We start from the raw sequence: 21,246 nt of genomic DNA, 5'->3' as shown, positions 1-21,246 counted from the left end.
TCCGCTTCCGGGCCGGTGTCCGGCTCCGGGCCGCGTGCCGGGGAGGTGTCGCTTCCGGCGGCCGCGCCCGCGCCGCTCGGCGCGCAGGCGTCACACCGGGCGGCCGAGCCGCAGGCCGGGACTGGCTTCCGTCCGGCAGCCGTGCCCGCCTCGGCGGAGCCGGAAGGCACAGGCGTGTCCGCGCCCGTGCCGTTCGGTACGCAGGCGCCGTCCCAGGTGGTGGAGCCGCAGGCCGGGACGGGCCTCCGTCCGGCGGGCGGGCCCGCCTCGGCGGAGCCGGAAGGCGATAGGGCCTCCGGGCCGGTGCCCGACTCCGCGCTGGGCGCCGCCCCCGTGCCGTTCGGCGCGCAGGCACCCTCCCAGGTGGTGGAGCCGCAGGCCGGGACGGGCTCCCGTCCGGCGGGCGGGCCCGTCTCGGCGGAGCCGGAAGGTGAAGGCGTGTCCGGCCCGGTGTCCCGCTTCGCGCTGCGTGCAGCCCCCGCGCCGTTCGGCGCGGGGTCCGTTCCGGCGGGCGGGTCCGCTTCGGTGGAGGCGGAAGGCGACGGCGTGGCCGGGCAGGCTTCGCCCCGGGCGGAGGGCGAGGCGGACGTGGCCGTGCCTGCCGCGCGGGGGCAGGCCGAGCCCGAGCCGGTGCACGAGGTGGCCGGGGCCGGGGCCGGCCACGACGCGCCCGCGACCCCGCGCCCCCGGAACCCCGTGCCGGGGCCCGGCGTGGCCGAGATCGTCGCCCAGGCGGTGACCCGCGGCATGGAGGAGGACGACGACACGCAGGACCTGCCGATGGCCGTCGCCCCGCACCGCGGTTCCGCCGTCACCGAGGTGCCGGTGCACCTCCCGTTCCGCGCCACCACATCGGCCCCCCTCCCGGAGCCCGCGCCCCGGCCCGCGCCGGGCCCGGCGCGCCCGGCGCGCCCCGCCCCCGGCCGCCGGGTCCCCCGTGGTGACGACCGCCTCCGGGAGCACCGCGGCCCCGTGCTGCCCGGCTGGGTCGGGGTCGCCGTCGGCGGCCTCGCCCTCGCCGGCTGCACGGCCGTGCTCTGGCGGGCCGGGGTCGTCCCCGCCCCCCTCGTCGCCGCCTTCGGTGCGGCCCCCCGCGCCTACCACGGCCTGCGCGCCACCCACTGGCCCCCGCTCGCCTTCCTCGGCATCGTCGCGCTCGTCGCGCTCGGCGGCCTCGGCCGGGCCCGTACCGGCCACGCCTGGGTGCTCACCCTCTTCGGCCGCTACCGCGGCACGGTCCGCCGTACCGGCCTGACCTGGGTCAGCCCCCTCCTGCTGCGCCGCCGCGTCGACGTACGCCTGCGCCACTGGCGCAGCGACCCGATGCCCGCCGTCGACTCCGGCGGGCTCGCCCTCCAGGTCGTCGTCCAGGTCGTCTGGCAGGTCAAGGACACCGCCCGGGCCACGCTCGCCGTCGCGGACCACACCGAGTACCTCGCCGAGCAGGTCGAGTCGGCCATGGCCCGCGTGCTGTCCCAGCTCCCGGCGGACGCCTTCCACGAGGACGCCCCGACCCTGCGCGACGCCGAAGCCGTCGGGGACGCGCTGACCCGGATGCTGGCGGCCGAGACCGAGGCGGTCGGGATCGAGGTGTACTCGGCCCAGCCGACCCGGATCGAGTACGCGCCCGAGGTCGCCGAGGCCATGCGCCGCCGCCGGGTCGCCGCGATCGACGCCAAGCACCGGGACACCGTGCTGACCTCGGTGGTGGACGCCGTCGACGACACCGTCCACCGGCTGACCTCGCGCGGACTCGTCGAGCTCGACGACTACGAGCGCAAGGCCCTGGTGAAGGACCTCACGGTCGCCTTCTACACGGGGCGCACCGAATAGCGGAACACGTGGGGCGACAGGAAACGGGTGGCCGGAAGTGACCGGACCACCCGTTTCCTCATTGGTATGGACATGGCCAACTCTCGTCAATAATCTGGAACTTGGTCTAGACCTGAATCCCCACACGCGCGCGCTCTCGCCGAACTCCCCCCACGTTCAAGGAGCATCATGCGTCCCATCCGCATGCCCAGAAGGGCCGGCATCGCCGCGCTCGGCCTCGGCCTCGTCGCCGGAATCACCCTCATCGGCGCCCCCACCGCCAGCAGCCACGGCTACACCGACACCCCCATCAGCCGCCAGAAGCTCTGCGCCAACAAGACCGTCTCCGACTGCGGCGCGATCCAGTGGGAGCCCCAGAGCGTCGAGGGCTTCAAGGGCTTCCCGGCCGCCGGCCCCGCCGACGGCAAGATATGTTCCGGCGGACTCTCGCAGTTCGCCGAGCTCGACAACCCGCGCGGCGGCGCCTGGCCCACGACCAAGGTGACCAGCGGGCAGAGCTACGCCTTCCGGTGGCAATTCACCGCCAACCACTCCACCACCGACTTCAAGTACTACGTCACCAAGAACGGCTGGACCGGCACCAAGGCCCTCACCCGCGCCGACCTCGAACCCCAGCCCTTCCTCACCGTCGCCTACAACGGCGCCCGCCCCGCCATGACCACCGTCCACCAGGGCGCCATGCCGAGCGGCAAGACCGGCCGGCACCTGATCCTGGCGGTCTGGACCGTCAACGACACCCCGATGGCCTTCTACGCCTGCTCGGACGTTCAGTTCTGACGATCTGTCAGCTATCCTCCGGCGGCATGCGGACGACGACGACAGCACCCGAAACCGTCGCGGAGCTCATAGCGCGCCAATGGGGCGACCACCGGCCCGGTCTGATGTACGAGGACGGCGAACGGCACGTCCTCACCCGTCACCGGAACGCCCGGGAAGCCGCCGCACGCGCCGCGCTCCTCGTCGACCTCATGCCCGCCGGGGCCGAACCGCACCTCGGGGTCCTGCTCGACAACACCCCCGAGTTCCCGTGCTGGCTCGGCGCGGCGGCCCTCGCCGGGGCCGCCGTCGCCGGGATCAACCCCACCCGGCGCGGCCCCGAGCTGGCCCGCGACATCCTGCACACCGACTGCCGGCTCCTGATCACCGAGCCCGCCCACCTGCCGCTGCTGCGGGGTCTCGACCTGCCCGGCGTACGCGTCCTGGTCACCGGCACCGAGGAGTACGAGGCCCTCCTCGCGCCCTACGCCGCCGCCAAGCCCGGCGAGGCCGCCCTGCGCGCGCCCGCCCCCGGCTCCCGCCTCCTCCTCTACTTCACCTCCGGCTCCACCGGCGCTCCCAAAGCCGCCGTCTGCAGCCAGGGCCGGCTCGCGGCCGCCGGCGCCTCACTGGCGCGCCAGTTCTCCGTCGGCCCGGACGACGTCCACTACGTCTGCATGCCGCTCTTCCACGGCAACGCCGTCATCGCCGACTGGCTCCCCGCCCTCGTCGGCGGCGCCGCGGTCGCGCTGCGCCGGCGCTTCTCCGCCTCGGCGTTCCTGGACGACGTGCAGGCCTACGGTGCCACCTACTTCACCTACGTCGGCCGGGCGATCCAGTACCTCCTGGCCACCGAGCCCCGCCCCGACGACCGCTCCCACAGACTGCGGCTCGGCTTCGGCACCGAGGCCGGAGCCGTGGACGCCGCCCGCTTCGCCGAACGCTTCGGCGTCCGCCTGGTGGAGGGCTACGGCGCCACCGAGGGCGGCGCCTCCGTCCAGCGCACCCCGGACACCCCGCCGGGCGCCCTGGGCCGGGCGGGCGCGGGGGACGACCTGGCGGTCGTCGACCCGCAGACGGGCGCGGAATGCCCGGCGGCCGTCCTGGACGGGGACGGCCGCCTCCTCAACGGCTCGGCCGCCATCGGCGAACTCGTCAACCGGGGCCGCAGCCTGTTCGAGGGCTACTGGCGCAACCCGGACGCGGAAGCCGACCGCACACGCGACGGCTGGTACTGGACGGGCGACCTGTTCTTCCGGGACGCGGCGGGCTTCCTCTACTTCGCGGGCCGCACCGACGACCGGCTGCGCGTCGACAGCGAGAACCTCGCCGCGGCGGTGATCGAGAACATCCTCGCCCGCTGGCCCGACGCGGCGGCGGTCGCCGTCTACGGCGTCCCGGACGAGGTGGCCGGCGACCAGGTGATGGCGGCCCTCTCGCTCCGCGACGGCGCGGTGTTCTCCCCGGAGGCCTTCGAGGCCTTCCTCTCCCGTCAGCCGGACCTGGGTACGAAGATGGCCCCGCGCTACGTCCGGATCGTCCCGGAGATGCCGGTCACCGCGACGAACAAGATCCACCGCGTGGCGCTCCGCCGCACCGGCTTCCGCTGCGCGGACCCCGTCTGGCACCGGTCCCCTGCGGGGGGCTACACGCGACTGTCCGGGCCCGCCCTCACTGCCCTCCTGGCCCGGTACGAGACCCAAGGTCGCCTCGACCTGCTGCAGCGCTGAGCCTGCGCCGCCGCTGCGGGGCCCCGCCCCCGAACCCCCGCGCCTCAAACGCCGGCGGGGCTGGAACTGCGCTCCGCGCAGCGGCCCCCGCACCCCCGCCGGTAATGGTTTGGAGCACCCCCGCGGACCAGGTAGTATTTTCTCTGTCAGCAGGCGCCGCTAGCTCAGTTGGTTAGAGCAGCTGACTCTTAATCAGCGGGTCCGGGGTTCGAGTCCCTGGCGGCGCACCTGTCCTTCGGGCGGTTTCCGGTTCACCGGGAACCGCCCGAAGTGTTTTCCGGCCACGGGCGCCGCCGCCCCGCCGCCCCGCTAGAGGGTGAGCGACAGCAGTAGCGGGGCCGCCTTCCGGTTCAGGGTGTCGGCCGCGGCCCGCAGCCGGTGCGCGTGCTCGACCGGCATCGACAGCGCCAGGCAGCCGACCGACGCGCCCGCCGTGATCGGAACCGCCGCGCAGACCGTGCCCACGGCGTATTCCTGCAGGTCGAGCATGGGGACGGTGGCCGGCTGGGAGTCCAGCTTGGAGAAGAGGATCCGCTCGTTCACGATCGTCTTCGACGTGAGCCGGGCGATCTTGTGCCGGGACAGGTGGTCGCGCCGCCCGTTCAGGTCGAGCTGCGTCAGCAGACACTTGCCGACCGCGCTCGCGTGCGCGGCCGACCGGAAGTCGACCCACTCGTGGACCTTCGGGGTGCGCGGGCTGTCCGCGAACTGCGTGATCCTGACCTCGCCGTCCACGTACCGGCTGATGTAGACGGCCGCGCCGACCGAGTCGCGCAGCCTGTCGAGGGTCTCCTGGAGCTTGTCGGTCAGGGCCTGCTGGCGGTCGGTGCCGGACCCGAGCAGGACGAGGGAATCCCCTATGGCGTACGCGCCGTCCGCCACCTGCAGGACATATCCCTCCCGGCGCAGCATGAGCAGCATCGGGGCGAGATGGACTGCGGGCAGGCCGGTCTCACGCGCGATCTGCACGTCGGTCACGCCACCGGTGTGACGTGCGATCGTTTCGAGTACGCGTAGTGCGTACTGCACCGAGTGGAACGGCGCGGTCGGCTCGGGCTTCAGCGCCACGGTTTCCCCCTAGCAGGTTGTTACCGCTTGCCCTACCACGATAGCCATCAAGAGGCCCATGTGGAGCGCCTGTTGGGGAGATTGATGGCTCGATCACGTCTGTCTGCCTGGATCTACGCCTCTGGCATATGCCACTGTCACGCGCACTACCCCGCGCTGCCGGGAATGCCCGGCGGCCGCTCACGGTTCGAGTTCTTCGTACGGTGTCGCACGGACGTCGTGCGGACGTGGAGAACGGGACGGGAGCGACGATGAGTGACACCGGGGACGTGAACGGCGTGCCGAGCGGCGTACCGAGCGGCCAGGCGGGGGAGCCGGTGGACGGCCGGGCCGGCGGTGCGCGGGAGAACCGCAGCGGCATCCGGGGCGCCGCCCTCGGCCGGGCGCCCGTACCGCTCTCCGTCCTGGACCTCGTCACCGTCGGCGCCGGCAGCACCGCGCACGACTCCCTGCGCACCAGCGTGGCCATCGCCCGCCTCGCCGAGTCCCGCGGCTACCACCGCCACTGGGTCGCCGAGCACCACTCCATGCCCGGCGTCGCCAGCTCCTCACCGGCTGTGATCCTGGCCCACCTGGCCGCGCACACCTCCCGCATCCGGCTCGGCTCCGGCGGCGTGATGCTGCCCAACCACGCCCCCCTCGCCGTCGCCGAGCAGTTCGGCACCCTGGAGGCGCTCGCCCCGGGCCGGATAGACCTCGGGCTCGGCCGCGCCCCCGGCACCGACGGCCGCACGGCCGCCGCGCTGCGCGGGCCCGGACGCGTCGAGGAAGGCGCGGACGAGTTCCCGCGCCGGCTCGCGGAACTCACCCGCTTCCTCGACGACGACTTCCCCGACGGGCACCCGTACGCCCGCGTGCACGCCGTACCCGGCCCGGTGCAGGGCCCCACCGGGCGGCCGCCGCTGTGGCTGCTCGGCTCCTCCGGCTTCAGCGCGCAGCTCGCCGGCGAGCTCGGCCTGCCCTTCGCCTACGCCCACCACTTCTCCGCGGCCGGCACGCTGCCCGCGCTCGACCTCTACCGCCACAGCTTCCGGCCCTCGGCGGTCCTGGACGCCCCCTACGCCGTCATCGGGGTCTCGGCGCTCGCCGCCGACACCGACGAGGAGGCCCGCGCCCAGGTGCGTACGGGCGCGCTGTCGATGCTGCGGCTGCGCACCGGCCGCCCGGGGCTGGTGCCCACGCCCGAGGAGGCGGCGGCCTACCCCTACACCCCGCTGGAGCGGGAGTTCGTGGACGGCTGGCTCGCCAACATCGTCCACGGCACCCCCGACGCGGTCGCCGACGGCCTCGACGGCCTCGCGAAGCGCACCGGCGCGGACGAGTTGATGCTGACCGCCAACGCCCACAGCGGGGCGGCCCGACTGCGTTCCTACGAGCTCGTCGCGGATGCGTACGGCATGCCGGCGCAGGCGCCCGCCGTCGACTGACCTTGTAATAACGGGGTTTGGCTGGTTCATTGCCAAAACCTTGCGGGAGCGTGTCTCAAGGGAACCTTAAACCGCTCGTCACCCGGGGTGGCGAGCGGTTTCTGATGTGCTCTCAGGTCTCTGACTTGGGGAAATGTGCCGGGAGTGGTCTAGTCCTTCTTTGGTCCGAACCATTGACGGGGCGCTGCGGTGATCGCTATCACTGCTCTCACCTGAACTTCCTGCTCTCTCCTCCCACCCCCCCCGGAGGCAGTTCATGCCCATCCGTAAACCCCTCATCGCAGCCGCCGCCACGGCCGCGCTGGCAGCCGGAGCGCTTGCCTCCTTCGCGGGACTCGGCACGGCCCAGGCCGCCGACGCCGCGGCCGGAGCGGCGGCGGGCGGCGTTCGTATCGCCTACTACGACCAGTGGAGCGTGTACGGGAACGCCTTCTACCCCAAGCACCTCGACACGCGGGGCATAGCGGGCAAGCTGGACGTCATCAACTACTCGTTCGGCAACATCCACCCCACCGACCTCACCTGTTTCGAGGCGAACAAGGCGGCCGGCGACGACAACAACCCCAACGCCGGTGACGGCGCGGGCGACTCCTACGCCGACTACCAGAAGTCCTTCAGTGCGGCCGACAGCGTGGACGGCGTCGCCGACACGTGGAACCAGCCGATCGTGGGCGTCTTCAACCAGTTCAAGGAACTGAAGGCCAAGTACCCCCACCTGAAGATCAACATTTCGCTGGGCGGCTGGACCTACTCCAAGTACTTCCACGACGCGGCCAAGACCGACGCCTCCCGCAAGAAGCTCGTCGCCTCCTGCATCAAGCAGTACATCAAGGGCGACCTCCCGGTGGAGGGCGGCTTCGGCGGCCCCGGCACCGCGGCGGGCATCTTCGACGGCATCGACATCGACTGGGAGTACCCCGGCTCCGCCGGCGGCCACCTCGGCAACCACTACGGCCCCGAGGACAAGCAGAACTTCACCCTGCTGCTCCAGGAGTTCCGCAAGCAGCTCGACGCCGAGGGCGCGGCCAACGGCGGCAAGAAGTACATGCTGACGGCGGCCCTGCCGGCCGGCCAGGACAAGATCAAGTACATCGAGACCGACAAGATCGGCCAGTACTTGGACTACGCCAACATCATGACGTACGACATGCACGGCGCCTGGGACGGCGACGGGCCCACCTACCACCAGTCCCCGCTGTACCCGTCCGCGGCCGACCCGACCGACCCGATCGCGCCGGGCACCGAGAAGTACAGCATCGACAACGCCATCGACTCCTGGATCGACGGCAACCCGGCCTACGGCATCACCGGCGGCTTCCCCGCCAACAAGCTGACGCTGGGCTACGAGTTCTACTACCGCGGCTGGAAGGGCGTGCCGGCCGGCACCACCAACGGCCTCGCCCAGACCGCGACCGGCGGCTCCGGCGCCCGACCGCTCAGTCAGCAGGCGGGCATCGCGCACTACAAGGAGCTCGGCGGCATCGTCGACAACCCGGCGACCACCTTCTGGGACGACCAGTCGAAGTCCTCGTACTTCTACAAGGACGGCGAGTTCTTCACCGGCCTGAACCAGAAGTCCATCCAGGCCCGGGTGGACTACGGCAAGCAGCGCGGCCTGGCCGGCGCGATGATGTACTCCCTGCTCGGCCTGGACAACAACATCACGCTGCTGAACCAGATCTCCAACGCGCTGGGCGGCACCACGGTCCCGCCGACCACGCCTCCCACGACGCCGCCGACCACCCCGCCGACGACGCCTCCCACGACTCCGCCGACCACGGGCTGCGGCTCGACCCCGGCCTACGTCGCGGGCACGGTCTACACCGCCGGCAACGAGGTCTCCCACAACGGCCGCAAGTACAAGGCCCAGTGGTGGACGCAGAACGAGACGCCGGGCACCACCGGTGAATGGGGTGTCTGGAAGGACCTCGGCGCCTGCTGATCTCCCCCCACCCCGCGCCGAGCGACGCCTCCGCCCTGCCCCTCCCCGGGGTGGGGCGGAGGTGTGTGACATGGTTGCCGGATTCCGGACACCGGGCCGTAGTGGCCTCGCTACTCTCGGCCACAAGCCCGTTTCCCGCTTGGGGGTGCCGTCTCATGGTCCTGGCCCGCGACATCGATCCCAGCGCCTCGCCGCTGGACTACTACAGCTTCGAGCTGCGCCGGCTGAGAGAAGAGGCGGGCCTGAAACAGGCCGAGCTGGGCGCGATCATCTTCTGCACCGGCTCCCTGATCGGCATGGTCGAAAACGGCCGCCGGGTCCCGACCCGCGACTTCTCCGAACGCCTGGACGCCGCCCTCGGGACGGGCGGGGTGTTCTCCCGCCTGGTGGGCCTCGTCCTGCGGAGCCAGCTGCCGACGTGGTTCCAGGCGTTCGCCGAACTGGAAGTCCGGGCCACCAACATCTCCTCGTTCCAGCCCCAGCTGGTGTACGGGCTCCTGCAGACGGAGGAGTACGCCAGGGCGGTGCTCCACGCAGGGTGGGGCGAGAACCTCGATGAGGCCGTGGCCGCAAGGCTGGAGCGTCAGCGCATCCTGAGCAGGGAGCGCCCACCGCTTGTGTGGGTGGTGCTGGACGAGGCGGTTCTGCACCGCCCTTTCGGGAGCCGCGAGATCATGCGCGGGCAACTCGACCGATTGCTGGAGTTCCAGGACAGGCGCGAAGTGCGGATTCAGGTCCTTCCGTTCAGCGCTGGGCAACACCCGGCCACAGTAGGCGCGTTCACTGTCTTGAGGTTCGATGGTGATCCGGATGTCGTTTATGCCGAGAGCTACGGTTCGGCGCACGTGAAGGCAAATCCCGAGACGGCCAGGGACTGCGCACATCGCTACGATCACCTGCAGGCCGCGGCACTCTCCGTTGAGGAATCGGCGGCGCTGATCGCTCGCGTACGGGAGGAACGATATGGGGATCCAAACCAATCTGACGGGCGCGCTCTGGCGTAAGTCCAGCTACAGCGGTGGGACCGGCGGCGAGTGCGTCGAGTGCGCCCCCCTCGGCGGCGCCGCCTGGCGCAAGGCCTCGTACAGCAGCACCAACGGCGGGGACTGCGTCGAGGTGGCCGCGCAGCCCTGCCGGGTCGCGGTGCGGGACTCCAAGGATCCCGACGGGCCCGCCTTCACCGTCGGGGCGGCGGCGTTCGCCGCCTTCGTCCGGAGTCTCTGAGGCCGCTCAGACCCGGGGGCGCGCGGCCGGTTCGTCGGGCTGGGTGGGGGCCGCGGCCTCCACCCGGCGGCCGATCATGCGGGCGATGACGTCCGGGGCCACCGCGCGGGAGTACAGCCAGCCCTGGCCCGTGTCGCAGCCGACGCGCCGCAGCCGGGCCGCCTGGCCCGCGGTCTCCACGCATTCCGCGGTCACCGTGAGGCCCAGCCGGTGCGCGAGCTGGACCAGGGCTTCGACGATGGTCTCGTCGGCCGGGTTCGGGTGCGCGCCCTCGTCGTAGCGGAAGCCCCGCACGAAGGAGCCGTCCAGCTTCAGCACCGAGACCGGCAGCCGGCTCAGGTACGCCAGATTCGAGTAGCCGGTGCCGAAGTCGTCGATGGCGATGCGGACGCCCATGTCGCTCAGCGCCTGGAGGGCCTGGAGCGGCCTTCCGGCCGAGCCCATCACCGCCGACTCGGTCAGCTCCAGCTGGAGCAGCTGCGGTGCCAGGCCCGTCTCCGCGAGGATCTCCGCGACGTCTCCCACCAGGTCCGAGTCCCACACCTGCCGCACGGCGACGTTGACGGACACGAAGACCGGGGTGTCGCTGGGCTGTTCGATCTGCCAGCGCCGTGCCTGCCGGCACGCGGTGCGCAGCACCCACTGACCCAGCTGGACGATCGACCCGTCCTCCTCGGCGATACCGATGAACCGATTCGGCGTCAGCGTGCCGAACTGCGGGTGCCGCCAGCGCACCAGGGCCTCGACCCCGCGCAGCGCGCCGCTCTCCAGGTCCACCAGCGGCTGGTACTCCAGCGCGAACTCGCCCCGCTCCACGGCCGGCCGCAGCGTCGAGGAGAGCGCCTGCCGGGTCATGCGGTGCGCGTTGCGTTCCGGGTCGAAGAGGGTCCAGCGGGCCTTGCCGTCCGCCTTGGCCCAGTACAGGGTCGTGTCGGCGGCCTGCATCAGGCCGGTCGCCGAAGTGCCGTCCGTGGCCCGCTCCACCACGCCGATGGACGCGGAGACCGACAGCCGCTGCCCGGCCAGGTCGAACGGCTCCTGTACGGCGGTCAGTACGCTGCGCGCCAGGTCCGCGAGCTGCTCGGTCCCGGTCGAGTCCTCCACGAGCAGGGCGAACTCGTCGCCGCCGAGCCGTGCCACCAGGTGCCCGCCCGTGCGCCCGTAGCCGGACTGGTCGGCGCACTGGGTGAGCCGGGCGGCGACGGCCGTCAGCAGCCGGTCCCCGACGCGGTGGCCGAGGGTGTCGTTGACGGCCTTGAAGCCGTCCAGGTCCAGATAGCACAGGCCGATCCGGCCGGTGCCGCCGCCGTGGTCGTAGGAGGACGCCTCCAGGGCGGCGGAGAGCCGCTCGAAGAACAGTGCCCGGTTGGGCAGTCGTGTGACCGGGTCGTGCATCTGGAGGTGGCGCAGCCGGGCCTGGAGGTCGCGCCGGTCGCTGATGTCGGAGACGGACAGCAGGACGTTCCCGGTGCCCGGCACCGGCCCCAGCGTGACCTCGGTCCACAGCGAGTGCCCGTCGGGGTGCTTGAGCCGGCGGGTGCAGCGCAGCCTGGCCTGACGGCCGCGCAGGACCTCCTGGTACGCGGCCCAGGTGCGGGCCTCCGCGGCCAGGTCCACCAGCTCGGCGGCGCAGCGGTGGACGAGCGCGTGCGGCTCGCTGCCGAGCAGGCCGGCGAAGGCCTGGTTGGCGGTGACGACGTAGCCCTCGCGGTCCACGACCGCCATGGCGAGGTGGGCCGCGTTGAACGCGGCCCGGTAGTCGCGCAGATCGGAATCGGCGCGATGGGATGCCGACGGCACTGCCGGCACTGACGGGTGACGCTCCGTAATGGCCGATCGGATGCTGTCGGCCGCCGAACCGGTTCCTTCTGAGGTTCCGCTCACCGTTGGCCCCGCAGTGTTCGTGAGTGTCCGTGCAGGAAAGTGTGCCGATCATAGAGGCTGCCGGGAGGCCCTATCCAGCGGCGTCACCGGTTGAGACGCGGGAGTTCGGCGTGATGACGGATCGTCGGCCCAAGATCGCGTGATCGTTTCTGCGCGGCTATGAGCGGGAGAAGGTCCCTGCTGATCTCGGGTGATCGGTCGTGACGTTCTGTAGGCAGCCGCGTGAAGTCCGGGGGTCACCGTCTTGCCTCATTGCTCACTCGTGTGGGGCAGCGGAACAGGGCATTAGTAAGACAATCGCCTCAAGGTGGCTAAACAGGTACGAATCCACCACCGGAGGTCGATGTGACGCGACAGCAGACACCCGGGGGAGTGGACCGCTCTCGCGTCCGAAGTACCGCCGCGGCACTCACTTCCCTGACGGCGCTCGCCGCCATGTCGCTCGTCGCGGGTCCCGCGGTGGCCGATTCCGGCGCCGGGCCCTGCGCGCTGACCCGTACGGGGGCGCACCACTCCCTGGGGCTGGACACCTGGAACGGCGCCTACCCCAAGCCCGAACGCACGCTCAACGCGGTCATGGTCTTCCTCTCCTTCCCCGACCACCGCAGCGCCGTGACGCCCGAGCTGCTCACCCGCGACTACTTCCCCGCCACCAGCGACTTCTTCGAGCAGGCCTCGTACGGGCGGTTCCGCCTGGTCCCGCACCCGCAGAAGCAGTGGATCCCGATGCCCAAGCCGTCCACCGCGTACGGGATAAAGCGTGACTGGGCCCCCGGCGACCGGGCCGCCTACCTGCGCGACGCGGTCGCCGCCGCCGACGCGCGCGTGGACTTCGGCAAGTACGACATCGTCTACTTCGTCGCCGACCCGGACGCGCCCGGGGTGGACTCGGACGCCACGAAGGTCGTGAACTTCGACCACCCGATCGTCGCGGACGGCACGGAACTGCGGCGGATCGTCACCGTCTTCGAGCGCCACCCGCCGGACCGCAACGTGCTGGCCCACGAGACCGGACACGTCTTCGACCTGCCGGACCTCTACCACCGGCCCACCGACGGCAAGGGCGACTGGGACACCTACGTCGGCGACTGGGACGTCATGGGCAGCCAGTTCGGCATGTCCCCCGACCTCTTCGCCTGGCACAAGTGGAAGCTGGGCTGGCTGGACCCCTCCCAGGTGGACTGCGTGCAGTCGGGCTCGTCGCTGCACACCCTGCAGCCGCTGGGGCAGGCCCCGCCGAGCGGCGGCACGGGCGGCACCCGGCTCGCGGTCGTCCGTACGGGGCCCGGCAGCGCGATCGCCGTCGAGGCGCGGGGCTCGTCCGGCAACGACGGCGACACCTGCACCGAAGGGGTCCTCGTCTACCGGGTGCGCAACGAGGCGGCCTCCGGCGGCGGCCCCATCGAGGTGCTGGACGCCCATCCGGCGACGGAGGCCTGCTGGGACCGCTCGGTGTACCCGCCGCTGGCGGACGCCCCGCTGGAGGTGGGCGAGACGTACACGGTGCCGGGGGAGCGGATCACCGTCGAGGTGGCCGACCGCACCAGGTCCGGCGCATACACGGTGAAGATCACGACATGACGGTGTGATGCCGTGACGGGGACACGAACAAGGCCCCCCACTCGCGTGGGGGGCCTTCCTCCGTCTGTGCGCCGCCAGGGACTCGAACCCCGGACCCGCTGATTAAGAGTCAGCTGCTCTAACCAACTGAGCTAGCGGCGCTTGCTGACGAGGAAGACATTAGCAGGAGGATCCGCGGAACGAAAAATCGATATCCCCAGGTCCGGTCGGTGCGGCGGTGCGGGCCGCCCGTACGAAGGCCCAGAGCAGGGCCTCGGGCCCCGGGAGCCAGGGCTCCCGGGTGTCGGGGGCCACCAGCCACCGCGACGGGCCCGGGCCGGCGGCGAGCGGCGGCACGGTGACGGCGTCCCCGCGGCCGTGGCACAGGGGCGCCGGGGCGGGCCGGGAGGCGCCCCACTCCTCCCACGCCAGCAGCGCCGGCAGCCGGTGCGCGGTGCCGGGGGCGGCGAAGAGCAGCATCCGGCCGCGGTGCACGGCCACCGGGCCGGAGCCGGGGCCCTCCGCCCACAACAGGTCCAGGACCCGGCGCCCGAGGACGAGCGGGACGTTGACGACGTCGAAGGCGTTCCCGCAGGGCAGTGTCGCCGGGAGGCCGGGGCGGGCCTCCCACAGCGCGAGGGTGCGGCGGGGGTGCGCGGAGGCCGAGGTGAGCCAGGCGGCGCCCTGCGGGGTGACGTGTGTGGCGGGCGCGGTGCGCGTGCGCTCGCCGCGGGCGTGGAGGGCGGTGCATCCGTGGGCCGTCGTCAGCGTCGTCATATGCCAAGGTCTACCCGCCGTAGCGATCCGAACTCCCGGAGTTACCGAAAATCAGGACAGGGCGAGTAGGTCGGGAGTACATTGCCCCCGCATATGACGGTCGGCCGCTACGCCAGGTCGGCGCGGCCGTGCTGGAGGGTCTCGCCGAATTCGATCATCTTGCGGGCGTAGTCCTCGGTCCACTCCGCCTGCTCGGCGATGGCCGCCGGGGTGAGCCGGTCGAAGCGCCGCGGGTCCGCCAGCTGGGCCGCCGCCAGGGCCTGGAACTCCACCGCCCGCTCCTGCGCCGCCCGGAAGGCCAGGGTCAGTTCGGTCGCGCGGGCCAGCAGTTCTTGCGGGTCCTCGATCGACTCCAGGTCGAAGAAGTGCTCCGGATCCGCCACGGCCTCCGAGGGCTCGAAGAGCAGCGGCGCCGGCCGCAGCCGCCGCTCGGTCCGCTCGGGCTCTGCCATCCCTGTCCTCCTGCTGCGCGTGCGAAAACCTTCCGGGCCACCGTCCATTGTCCAACGCCCCGCAAGAGCGCGCCCCGACGGGTTGGAACACCCGTACGACGGACGGGGCGCACGGGCAGACGGGCGGACCGAGTGGCGGGGGAGTCGCTCAGGTGATCGGCCGTCAGCCGCGCGCCGCGGAAAAGACCACCCGGCCGGGGCCGGCTCAGACGGTGACGACGGCCTCCGCCCCGAGCTCCGCCGCGCGCTTCGCCGCGAGCTCGGCCACGTCGGCCAGTACGGCGGCCAGCTCGCCGGACAGGGCCTCGGGGGCCTCGAAGCCCTCGGCGCCGATCAGCTTCGGGATGCCCGGGATCGCGACGGAGTGCTCGGCGGGCAGCATGCCGAGGCGGGTCAGGACGGGCAGCAGCATGTCGGCGGCCGGGGCGCCGCCGGTGGGGCCGGCGCTGTAGCTGACGATGCCGACCGGCTTGCCCTTCCACTCGTTGTAGAGGAAGTCGATGGCGTTCTTGAAGGGCGCCGTGAAGCCGCCGTTGTACATCGGCAGGACGAAGAGGAAGGCGTCGGCGGAGTCGACCAGCGCGCTCCAGTCGCGGGTGTGCTGGTGGGCGTAGTTCCCGGTGGAGGCGTATTCGGGCTCGTCCAGGAAGGGCAGTGCGATCTCGGCGAGGTCGACGGGGGTGACGTCGAAGCCGCCGTGCGCGCGGGCCTCGCCCGCGACCCACTGGGCGAGCGGGCGGCCGGAGGAGGTGGGACGGGTGGCGGCGGAGATGACGTGCAGGCGGGTCATGGAGTGGGCTCTCCCGGTCGGTGTGGTTGTTGATGTGTCACCTAATGAAAGCGTTATGTGAGTGACGTGTCAACCAGGTAGATGATGTGTCACCGATCTGGCTAAAGTGGAAGGCATGACCCCCGCATCCGAGCCCCGCTGGCTCACCGAGGCCGAGCAGGACGCCTGGTACGCGTGGCGGCGGATGTTCCCGCTGGTCAACGCGGAGATCGCGCGCGACCTGGGTCAGGACAGCGGGCTCTCCGAAGCCGACTACGACGTCCTGTCCGTGCTCGGCCAGACGGACGGCCACCGCATGCGCATCAGCGCACTGGCCGAGCTGATGCGCTGGTCGCGCAGCCGGCTGTCCCACCAGCTCACGCGCATGGAACAGCGCGGCATCGTCCGCCGCGAGGAAGTCGCCACCGACGGCCGGGGCGCCGAGGTGGTCCTCACCGACACCGGAGTGGCCGCGATCACGGACGCCGCCCCGCTCCACGTGAAATCGGTGCGCCGCCACCTGATCGACATCCTGACCCCGGAGCAGCTCCAGGCCCTGGCCGAGGTGGGCGAAGTGCTCCGGCACCGCTTCGGCGCCGCACGCAAGGGCAGGGACTGAACGCCCCGAACACGTCAGGGCCGCCAGGACACCCGGTGCTCCGCCAGGTGCGCCAGCACCGAGTGGTTCGCCTCCCAGCCGTCCGGGAACTTCACCGTCACGCCCAGCTGCACCGGCTCCGTCGACGGATGATCGTCCAGCAGCTCCGCTATGCCCGCCCGGGCCACCACCACGCACGCGTGCCGGTGCCGCGAAGCCAGCACGCACAGCCGGCCCGTCTCCAGGTGGAAGGCCGTCGCGTCCGGACGCCCCGACAGCGGGTGCAGGACCACCGTCAGGTCGTACTCGCGGCCCTGCAGCCGGTTCGCCGTGTCCACCGTGACCCCGCCCACCCCCAGCGAGGCCAGCGCCGCGCGGACCGCGGCGGCCTGATCGCGGTGGGCCGTGCCGACCGCGATCCGGTCCGGCGTCAGCGGGGCCGGCCCCGGGGACTGCTCGTCGGACGTCACCGCCCCCCGGTCCAGGGCCCGGCGCACCACCAGGGCCACCGCGCCGACCGCCTCCGGGTCGGTGCGCGGCGTGTGCCGCGCCGGCAGCTCCAGCAGGCCCCAGCCCGCCTCGGCGGCCTCGTCCAGCACCCGGTCCGGGCCCGACCCGTCCGAGGGCACCCCGTACGACAGCTTCCGGTCGCCCGGGCCCGTACCGCTGCGGAACTGCGTGTACGGGTAGAACGCGCGGGACACCAGCGGCGCCGCCGTCGCCGGGAGCCGCCACGACACCGGCAACCGGTGCTGCGGCAGCTGCGGATTGTGCGCCAGCAGCGTGCTCACCGCCGACGCCGAAGGGTCGTAGGACAGACCCGCCCACTGCTCCGCCCCGACCACGCTGAACGGGTCCAGCTGCCCCGGGTCGCCCACGAACAGCGCCCGCTCGAACAGCCCGGCCACGGCCAGCAGTGCGTCGGAGCGCATCTGGTACGCCTCGTCGACGATCGCGTGCTGCCACGGCTCGACGTCCTTGACGAACGCCCACTTCGCCGCCGTGGAGATCGTGATCGGCAGCTCCGCGAGGTCCCCCGGCCTGGCCGACAGGGTCACCGACGGCAACTCCCGCAGCGCCGGGTCGTAGGCGTCCCCGTCGCTGCTGTGCAGCCGGCCGACCCTCAGCTCCGGATCCTTGTCGGCCAGACGCAGCACCAGATCGTCGACCTGCGCGTTCGTCTGCGCCACCACCATCAGCCGGCGCCCCGCGGCGGCCAGCTCCCGCGACGCGCGGACGACGAGCGTGGACTTGCCGGCCCCCGGCGGGGAGTCGACGACGACACCCCGCTCCGTCCCGTGCAGGGTGTCGTGCAGGATCGCCGCGGTCGCCCGGGCGGCCGCGGCGCCCGGGTCGAAGGCGGCCGGTGCGGTCACAGGAGTCACAGGATGTCCTCGTCGGTGACGGCGTCGGGAAGGTGGACTGCGGCCCCGGACCCCGGCGGCCCGCCATGGGTCCACGGCGTCTGCTCCGGGTCCGGGAGCTTCGGACCGCCGCGCGCGTCGTGCTCGAAGAGCGTCCAGCACACGCGGTCGCCCTTCTCCGGCACGGAACCCGGCTCCGGGTCCCGGCCGCGCCCCATCTTGTCGAGGAGTCGCAGCACCACCTGCCCATCCTCCTCGAACCGGACGAACTGCGCGCTCTGCGGCCGCCCGTCCAGCGAGCGGTACACCTTCGCGCCACTGCCGTCCGCGAGCTGCGGCCGGTCCTCCGTGGACACCGTCACCAGCGGCCGCGGACTGGGCCGCTTCGACTCCGTCCACTCCATCACCACCTCGGTGACCTCGCCTGCGAAGGCCTCGCCCGCCAGCCGCCGGCCCGCCATGACCAGGGGGTCGTCCAGCGCCTCCTGGGCGTCGAGGCGCACCTGCTCGGTCTCCCGCGTGGCCAGCTTCTGCGCCGCCGTCACCGCGTCGTCACGGCGCGGCTGCGGCGGCTCGCCCGCCCGTACGCGGTCCCGGTGCCCGGTGTACGACCAGCGGTCGCGTGTCCAGCGCTCCTCCGCCCGCTCGCCCGGCGGCAGCGCGCGGACCAGGTCGATCGCCTCCCACGTCGCCCACCAGGTGCTCGACATCTGGTCCACCACCAGCCGGCGCACGGCCCGTTCCGCCGTGCGGACCTCGCGGTCGTCGTCCCCGGGCCCGGCCGCCAGGGCCGCGCGCGCCGCGTCGTAGCGGGCGATCGCGGGAGCCAGCAGCTTGTTGTCGAAGGCCGGGTCGGTGGCCGGACCGGCCGGCGGGCACAGCAACTGGCCGTGCTCGTCGCGGCCCAGCTCCGCACGCAGGGCCGCCTCGGCCCCCGACCCGCCGCCGGACGGCGCGATCCAGGCCAGGAGCGCGCCCAGGTGCTGGTCCTCCAGATTGCTCTGCCCGGTCGCCCAGTGCCGCGCCAGCAGGTCCGTCGCCGACAGCAGCATCGAAGACCCGGGCACCCGCGCCCGTTCGCCGAGGTGCGTGAACCAGCGGCCCAGCAGCGGCACCCGCGAAGGCGCCGGATAGGGATTGTCCGGATCCTCCTCCGCGGTGCGCCGGAACCTCATCGACCGCCCGAGCAGCCGCACGTACTCGATGCCCGCCCGGCTCGGCACGATCAACTGCGGGGCGTCCACGCACAGCTCGGTCTCGACCTTGACCCGCTTGCCCGTCTCCGGGTCGGTCTCGCTGCGCTCGGCCGGCTCCACGGCATCGGCGTACGCGTCGATGTGGGCCAGCACGTGGACCGCGAGGTCCGCGAGGAACGCCCAGCGCAGGTCCCGGTCGCGGGGCTGGGGTATCACGAAGACCCGGGGCTCGTTCGGGTCGGTGCCGACCATCGCTCCCAGCGGAGCCCCGGCCTCACCGGCCGTGGTCAGCGGTACGAAGACCAGCGGGTTCTCGCTCAGGTGGCGGTGGCGCACCGTCGCGAGCGGCTGGGCGCGGCCCGCACGGACGGCCTCCAGCCGGGCCAGGGTGCTCAGCAGGGGCATTCGGGGGACTCCGGGACGTGGCGACGGGGACGGGCGGCGGCCAGCTCCAGCGCCTCGGCGCGCAGCCGGGCCGCGCGGTGCAGGGCGGCGGCCGTGGGGTCCTCGGCGCAGCCGGCCCCGGAGGCAGCCGCGAGGGCCGCCTCGACGGTGGTCAGCGCGCCCAGCTCGCCCCGTACGGAACGGCCCAGCGCCGTCACCTCGTCGGCGGCGCGGGCCCGCTCCCGGCAGTGGAAGGCCAGCTCGCAGGCGGCCAGGCACTCGGGGGCGTAGGCGGCGTCCACCGCCGACACGGCTTCGGCCAGCTCCTCGGCGGTCCGCTCCGGGTCGAAGGTCAGCCCCTCGGGCAGCGCGGCGGCCAGCTCCTCGACCCGGGTCAGCCGCTCCAGCTGGCGCCGGGTCACCGCGCGCTCGCGGCGGACGTCGACGGGGGCGGCGGTGGGCAGGTTGGAGAAGTCCTTGGGGCAGACCAGCAGCACGGTGTGCCCGACCTCGGCGCCGGCCAGCTTCTCGGCGGTCCGCTCCAGGGCCAGGACGTAGACGGCGGCCTGGCGGGCCGCCGCGCCCACCTTCGCGGCGTCCGCGGCCGCGTCGATCATGGGGAACGACTTGATCTCCACCACGGTCCAGCGGCCGTCGGGGTGCACGACGACGGCGTCCGGCTCCAGATAGGCCGGCGAACCGGCCACCTCCAGGGCCAGCATCGGGTGGTCCAGCAGGGTCCAGTCCCTCGTCGCGGTGGCCTCGCGCAGGGCGAGCGCGGTCCGGGCGGCGCGGCCCTCGGGCCCGGCGGCCGTGAGGTCGGGGACGCGGGCGCCCGCCCCCGGCGGCTCGGCGGCCGGATCGAGGTGCCCGTGGACCAGCCGCAGCAGCTCGGCCCCGCCGTCGCCCTTGACCTTCGCCTCGAAGGAGTTCCCGCGGACGATGGCGAACTGCGACTGCCCGAAGGCGGCGGGCGAGCCGAGGGCCGTGGCGAGGGCGTTCTTGTCCACACCGGCGCCGTCGAGCAGTGCGCGTCTGCCGCAGCCGGGGTTGGCGGCGAGGGCCGCCAGCGCCCGGGCGTCGAGCGGGCGGGGCTGCACGGCGGGGCCTCGCAGGCCGGCGAGCCGCTGACGCAGCGTGGTGGGCTGCGTGGGGCTGCTGGGCGGGTAAGAGCTCACCCGCGGAAGTGTCCCATCCGCCACTGACAATCGTGTGCGGAGCGCGGAAACGGGCCGGTGGGAGAGCAGGCGGGGGGCGTGATGGATGATGGTCGGACGAGGAAACCATCGTAAAAACGCACAATCTCGCACCGATCGGGAGATTCGCATGGCCCCCCGCATCCTGCTGGCCCGCCACGGCCAGACGGCGTGGTCCCAGCTCGGCAAGCACACCGGACGCACGGACGTGCCGCTGCTGGAGGAGGGCAAACAGGGCGCGAAACTGCTCGGCGAACGCCTCGCCCGCGACCCCTGGAAGGGCCTGCCGGGCCTTGAGGTGCGCACCAGCCCGCTGGTCCGCGCCAGCGAGAGCTGCGAGCTGGCGGGCTTCGGGGTACGGGCGGAGCCGTGGGACTCGCTGATGGAGTGGGACTACGGCGACTACGAGGGCATGACCCCGGCCGAGATCCAGGCGGTCCGGCCGGGCTGGCTGATCTGGCGCGACGGCGTCCCGGGCGGCGAGTCGGTCGCCGACGTCTCGGCGCGCGCCGACGAGGTGGTGGCGTGGGCGCGCTCGGCGGAGCGGGACGTGCTGGTCTTCGCCCACGGGCACATCCTGCGCACGCTGGCCGCGCGCTGGCTGGGCTTCGACGCGTCCTTCGGCGCCCGCATCCGCCTGGAACCGACGTCGCTGTCGGTCCTGGGGTGGGCCTACGGTGCGCCGGCGCTGGAGCGCTGGAACGACACGGGCCACCTGGACGCGTAAGCGCCGGCCCGGCCGGTGTCCTGGGGCTCTGCCCCAGACCCCGCGCCTCAATCGCCGGCGGGGCTGGGTTCGGCTGCGCCTGCCCGGTCCGCTCCCGCGGGGGTAGCGGTCCGGGGCGGCCCCCGGCCGGTGTGCTGGGGCTCTGCCCCAGACCCCGCGCCTCAATCGCCGGCGGGGCTTGATGGTGCGGGCCGGTCGCGGGGCCGGGGAGGGGTGTCTCCTCGGCTCGGCGCGCGCGGGCCATCGCGGCAGTACCCAGCGGTCGCGCGCTCGTCCTGCGGGGACACCCCTCCCCGTCCCCGCTCCCACGCGTCGGGCGGGCTTCGGGGCACTGTCGGAGCGCTGCCGTGGGGTGGGGG

17 protein-coding genes, 2 tRNA genes and 1 pseudogene are annotated in these 21,246 nt (G+C 72.9%); 11 read left to right on the top strand and 9 right to left on the bottom strand.

Going from position 1 to position 21,246, the window contains the following annotated elements:
• Positions 1-174 precede the first annotated feature (174 nt).
• The 4 genes from IG86_RS39335 (at position 175) to IG86_RS0132790 (ending at position 4,546) form a co-directional block, all read left to right on the top strand.
• Complete coding sequence (locus IG86_RS39335) at positions 175-1,833, top strand: SPFH domain-containing protein (RefSeq protein WP_244306208.1); 1,659 nt, start codon at positions 175-177, stop codon at positions 1,831-1,833.
• A 183-nt stretch (positions 1,834-2,016) separates the two neighbouring features.
• The gene (locus tag IG86_RS0132800; RefSeq protein WP_030818877.1) at positions 2,017-2,610 is read left to right on the top strand and encodes a lytic polysaccharide monooxygenase auxiliary activity family 9 protein; all 594 of its coding nucleotides are present in this window, start codon (positions 2,017-2,019) and stop codon (positions 2,608-2,610) included.
• 26 nt (positions 2,611-2,636) lie between these two features.
• Positions 2,637-4,319, top strand: a complete 1,683-nt coding sequence (locus IG86_RS0132795) for an AMP-binding protein (protein WP_030901835.1) — start codon at positions 2,637-2,639, stop codon at positions 4,317-4,319.
• Positions 4,320-4,472: 153 nt separating this feature from the next.
• Positions 4,473-4,546, top strand: a tRNA-Lys gene (locus tag IG86_RS0132790).
• An 82-nt stretch (positions 4,547-4,628) separates the two neighbouring features.
• Here the strand turns inward: IG86_RS0132790 and IG86_RS0132785 are convergent.
• On the bottom strand, positions 4,629-5,387 hold the full coding sequence (locus tag IG86_RS0132785) for an IclR family transcriptional regulator (protein WP_030665996.1): 759 nt from the start codon (positions 5,385-5,387) through the stop codon (positions 4,629-4,631).
• Between the two features lie 251 nt (positions 5,388-5,638).
• On the opposite strand from IG86_RS0132785, the gene IG86_RS0132780 reads away from it, so the two are divergent.
• The 4 genes from IG86_RS0132780 (at position 5,639) to IG86_RS0132765 (ending at position 9,980) form a co-directional block, all read left to right on the top strand.
• Positions 5,639-6,814, top strand: coding sequence for an LLM class flavin-dependent oxidoreductase (locus tag IG86_RS0132780; protein ID WP_078848613.1), 1,176 nt, complete (start codon positions 5,639-5,641; stop codon positions 6,812-6,814).
• 256 nt (positions 6,815-7,070) lie between these two features.
• On the top strand, positions 7,071-8,756 hold the full coding sequence (locus IG86_RS0132775; RefSeq protein WP_030901832.1) for a glycosyl hydrolase family 18 protein: 1,686 nt from the start codon (positions 7,071-7,073) through the stop codon (positions 8,754-8,756).
• A gap of 155 nt (positions 8,757-8,911) precedes the next feature.
• Positions 8,912-9,760, top strand: coding sequence for a helix-turn-helix domain-containing protein (locus IG86_RS0132770; protein ID WP_030901829.1), 849 nt, complete (start codon positions 8,912-8,914; stop codon positions 9,758-9,760).
• Positions 9,720-9,980, top strand: a complete 261-nt coding sequence (locus IG86_RS0132765) for a DUF397 domain-containing protein (RefSeq protein ID WP_030901827.1) — start codon at positions 9,720-9,722, stop codon at positions 9,978-9,980. Before IG86_RS0132770 ends, IG86_RS0132765 begins: the two co-directional genes overlap by 41 nt.
• Positions 9,981-9,986: 6 nt before the next feature.
• Here the strand turns inward: IG86_RS0132765 and IG86_RS0132760 are convergent, their stop codons facing one another.
• On the bottom strand, positions 9,987-11,864 hold the full coding sequence (locus IG86_RS0132760) for a putative bifunctional diguanylate cyclase/phosphodiesterase (protein WP_045937353.1): 1,878 nt from the start codon (positions 11,862-11,864) through the stop codon (positions 9,987-9,989).
• 345 nt (positions 11,865-12,209) lie between these two features.
• On the opposite strand from IG86_RS0132760, the gene IG86_RS0132755 reads away from it, so the two are divergent.
• Positions 12,210-13,445, top strand: a complete 1,236-nt coding sequence (locus IG86_RS0132755; RefSeq protein WP_030901823.1) for a M6 family metalloprotease domain-containing protein — start codon at positions 12,210-12,212, stop codon at positions 13,443-13,445.
• A gap of 67 nt (positions 13,446-13,512) precedes the next feature.
• On the opposite strand, the gene IG86_RS0132750 is transcribed toward IG86_RS0132755, so the two are convergent.
• From IG86_RS0132750 to IG86_RS0132735, 4 genes and pseudogenes are all read right to left on the bottom strand, one after another.
• Positions 13,513-13,586, bottom strand: a tRNA-Lys gene (locus tag IG86_RS0132750).
• Positions 13,577-14,201 (bottom strand): annotated as a pseudogene (locus IG86_RS39330) (bifunctional DNA primase/polymerase). Before IG86_RS39330 ends, IG86_RS0132750 begins: the two are co-directional and overlap by 10 nt.
• A gap of 107 nt (positions 14,202-14,308) precedes the next feature.
• Positions 14,309-14,653, bottom strand: coding sequence for a hypothetical protein (locus tag IG86_RS0132740; protein WP_030818893.1), 345 nt, complete (start codon positions 14,651-14,653; stop codon positions 14,309-14,311).
• A 205-nt stretch (positions 14,654-14,858) separates the two neighbouring features.
• The gene (locus tag IG86_RS0132735) at positions 14,859-15,443 is read right to left on the bottom strand and encodes an NADPH-dependent FMN reductase (RefSeq protein WP_030818894.1); all 585 of its coding nucleotides are present in this window, start codon (positions 15,441-15,443) and stop codon (positions 14,859-14,861) included.
• Between the two features lie 115 nt (positions 15,444-15,558).
• Here IG86_RS0132735 and IG86_RS0132730 point away from each other — a divergent pair, with 115 nt between their 5' ends.
• Positions 15,559-16,041, top strand: coding sequence for a MarR family winged helix-turn-helix transcriptional regulator (locus tag IG86_RS0132730; protein WP_030901820.1), 483 nt, complete (start codon positions 15,559-15,561; stop codon positions 16,039-16,041).
• Between the two features lie 14 nt (positions 16,042-16,055).
• Here IG86_RS0132730 and IG86_RS0132725 read toward each other — a convergent pair whose 3' ends face one another.
• From IG86_RS0132725 to IG86_RS0132715, 3 genes are read right to left on the bottom strand one after another with little or no spacing between them, the layout of a single operon-like run.
• Positions 16,056-17,405 carry an AAA domain-containing protein gene (locus IG86_RS0132725; protein ID WP_234316327.1) on the bottom strand — a complete coding sequence of 450 codons (1,350 nt, stop codon included), beginning with the start codon at positions 17,403-17,405 and terminating at the stop codon, positions 16,056-16,058.
• A complete protein-coding gene (locus IG86_RS0132720; RefSeq protein WP_030901817.1) occupies positions 17,402-18,985 on the bottom strand; it encodes a hypothetical protein in 1,584 nt (527 codons plus the stop codon). Before IG86_RS0132720 ends, IG86_RS0132725 begins: the two co-directional genes overlap by 4 nt.
• Complete coding sequence (locus IG86_RS0132715; RefSeq protein ID WP_107056310.1) at positions 18,973-20,142, bottom strand: hypothetical protein; 1,170 nt, start codon at positions 20,140-20,142, stop codon at positions 18,973-18,975. The genes IG86_RS0132720 and IG86_RS0132715 overlap by 13 nt, the downstream gene beginning before the upstream one ends.
• A gap of 148 nt (positions 20,143-20,290) precedes the next feature.
• On the opposite strand from IG86_RS0132715, the gene IG86_RS0132710 reads away from it, so the two are divergent.
• Positions 20,291-20,887, top strand: a complete 597-nt coding sequence (locus IG86_RS0132710; protein WP_030818908.1) for a histidine phosphatase family protein — start codon at positions 20,291-20,293, stop codon at positions 20,885-20,887.
• Positions 20,888-21,246: the final 359 nt, after the last annotated feature.

The sequence above is a fragment of the Streptomyces virginiae genome, from assembly GCF_000720455.1.
GTDB classification, from domain to species: domain Bacteria; phylum Actinomycetota; class Actinomycetes; order Streptomycetales; family Streptomycetaceae; genus Streptomyces; species Streptomyces virginiae.
The sequence above is the reverse complement of the archived record's forward strand: the minus strand, read 5'-3'. Positions and strand labels throughout refer to the sequence as shown.

Excerpts from the sequence above, each read along its gene's own strand:
- IG86_RS0132800 (WP_030818877.1), top strand. The coding sequence starts at position 2,017 with ATGCCCAGAAGGGCCGGCATCGCCGCGCTCGGCCTCGGCCTCGTCGCC.
- IG86_RS0132795 (WP_030901835.1), top strand. The coding sequence starts at position 2,637 with ATGCGGACGACGACGACAGCACCCGAAACCGTCGCGGAGCTCATAGCG.
- IG86_RS0132780 (WP_078848613.1), top strand. The coding sequence starts at position 5,639 with ATGAGTGACACCGGGGACGTGAACGGCGTGCCGAGCGGCGTACCGAGC.
- IG86_RS0132775 (WP_030901832.1), top strand. The coding sequence starts at position 7,071 with ATGCCCATCCGTAAACCCCTCATCGCAGCCGCCGCCACGGCCGCGCTG.
- IG86_RS0132770 (WP_030901829.1), top strand. The coding sequence starts at position 8,912 with ATGGTCCTGGCCCGCGACATCGATCCCAGCGCCTCGCCGCTGGACTAC.
- IG86_RS0132765 (WP_030901827.1), top strand. The coding sequence starts at position 9,720 with ATGGGGATCCAAACCAATCTGACGGGCGCGCTCTGGCGTAAGTCCAGC.
- IG86_RS0132740 (WP_030818893.1), bottom strand. The coding sequence starts at position 14,653 with ATGGCAGAGCCCGAGCGGACCGAGCGGCGGCTGCGGCCGGCGCCGCTG.
- IG86_RS0132735 (WP_030818894.1), bottom strand. The coding sequence starts at position 15,443 with ATGACCCGCCTGCACGTCATCTCCGCCGCCACCCGTCCCACCTCCTCC.
- IG86_RS0132730 (WP_030901820.1), top strand. The coding sequence starts at position 15,559 with ATGACCCCCGCATCCGAGCCCCGCTGGCTCACCGAGGCCGAGCAGGAC.
- IG86_RS0132720 (WP_030901817.1), bottom strand. The coding sequence starts at position 18,985 with ATGCCCCTGCTGAGCACCCTGGCCCGGCTGGAGGCCGTCCGTGCGGGC.
- IG86_RS0132710 (WP_030818908.1), top strand. The coding sequence starts at position 20,291 with ATGGCCCCCCGCATCCTGCTGGCCCGCCACGGCCAGACGGCGTGGTCC.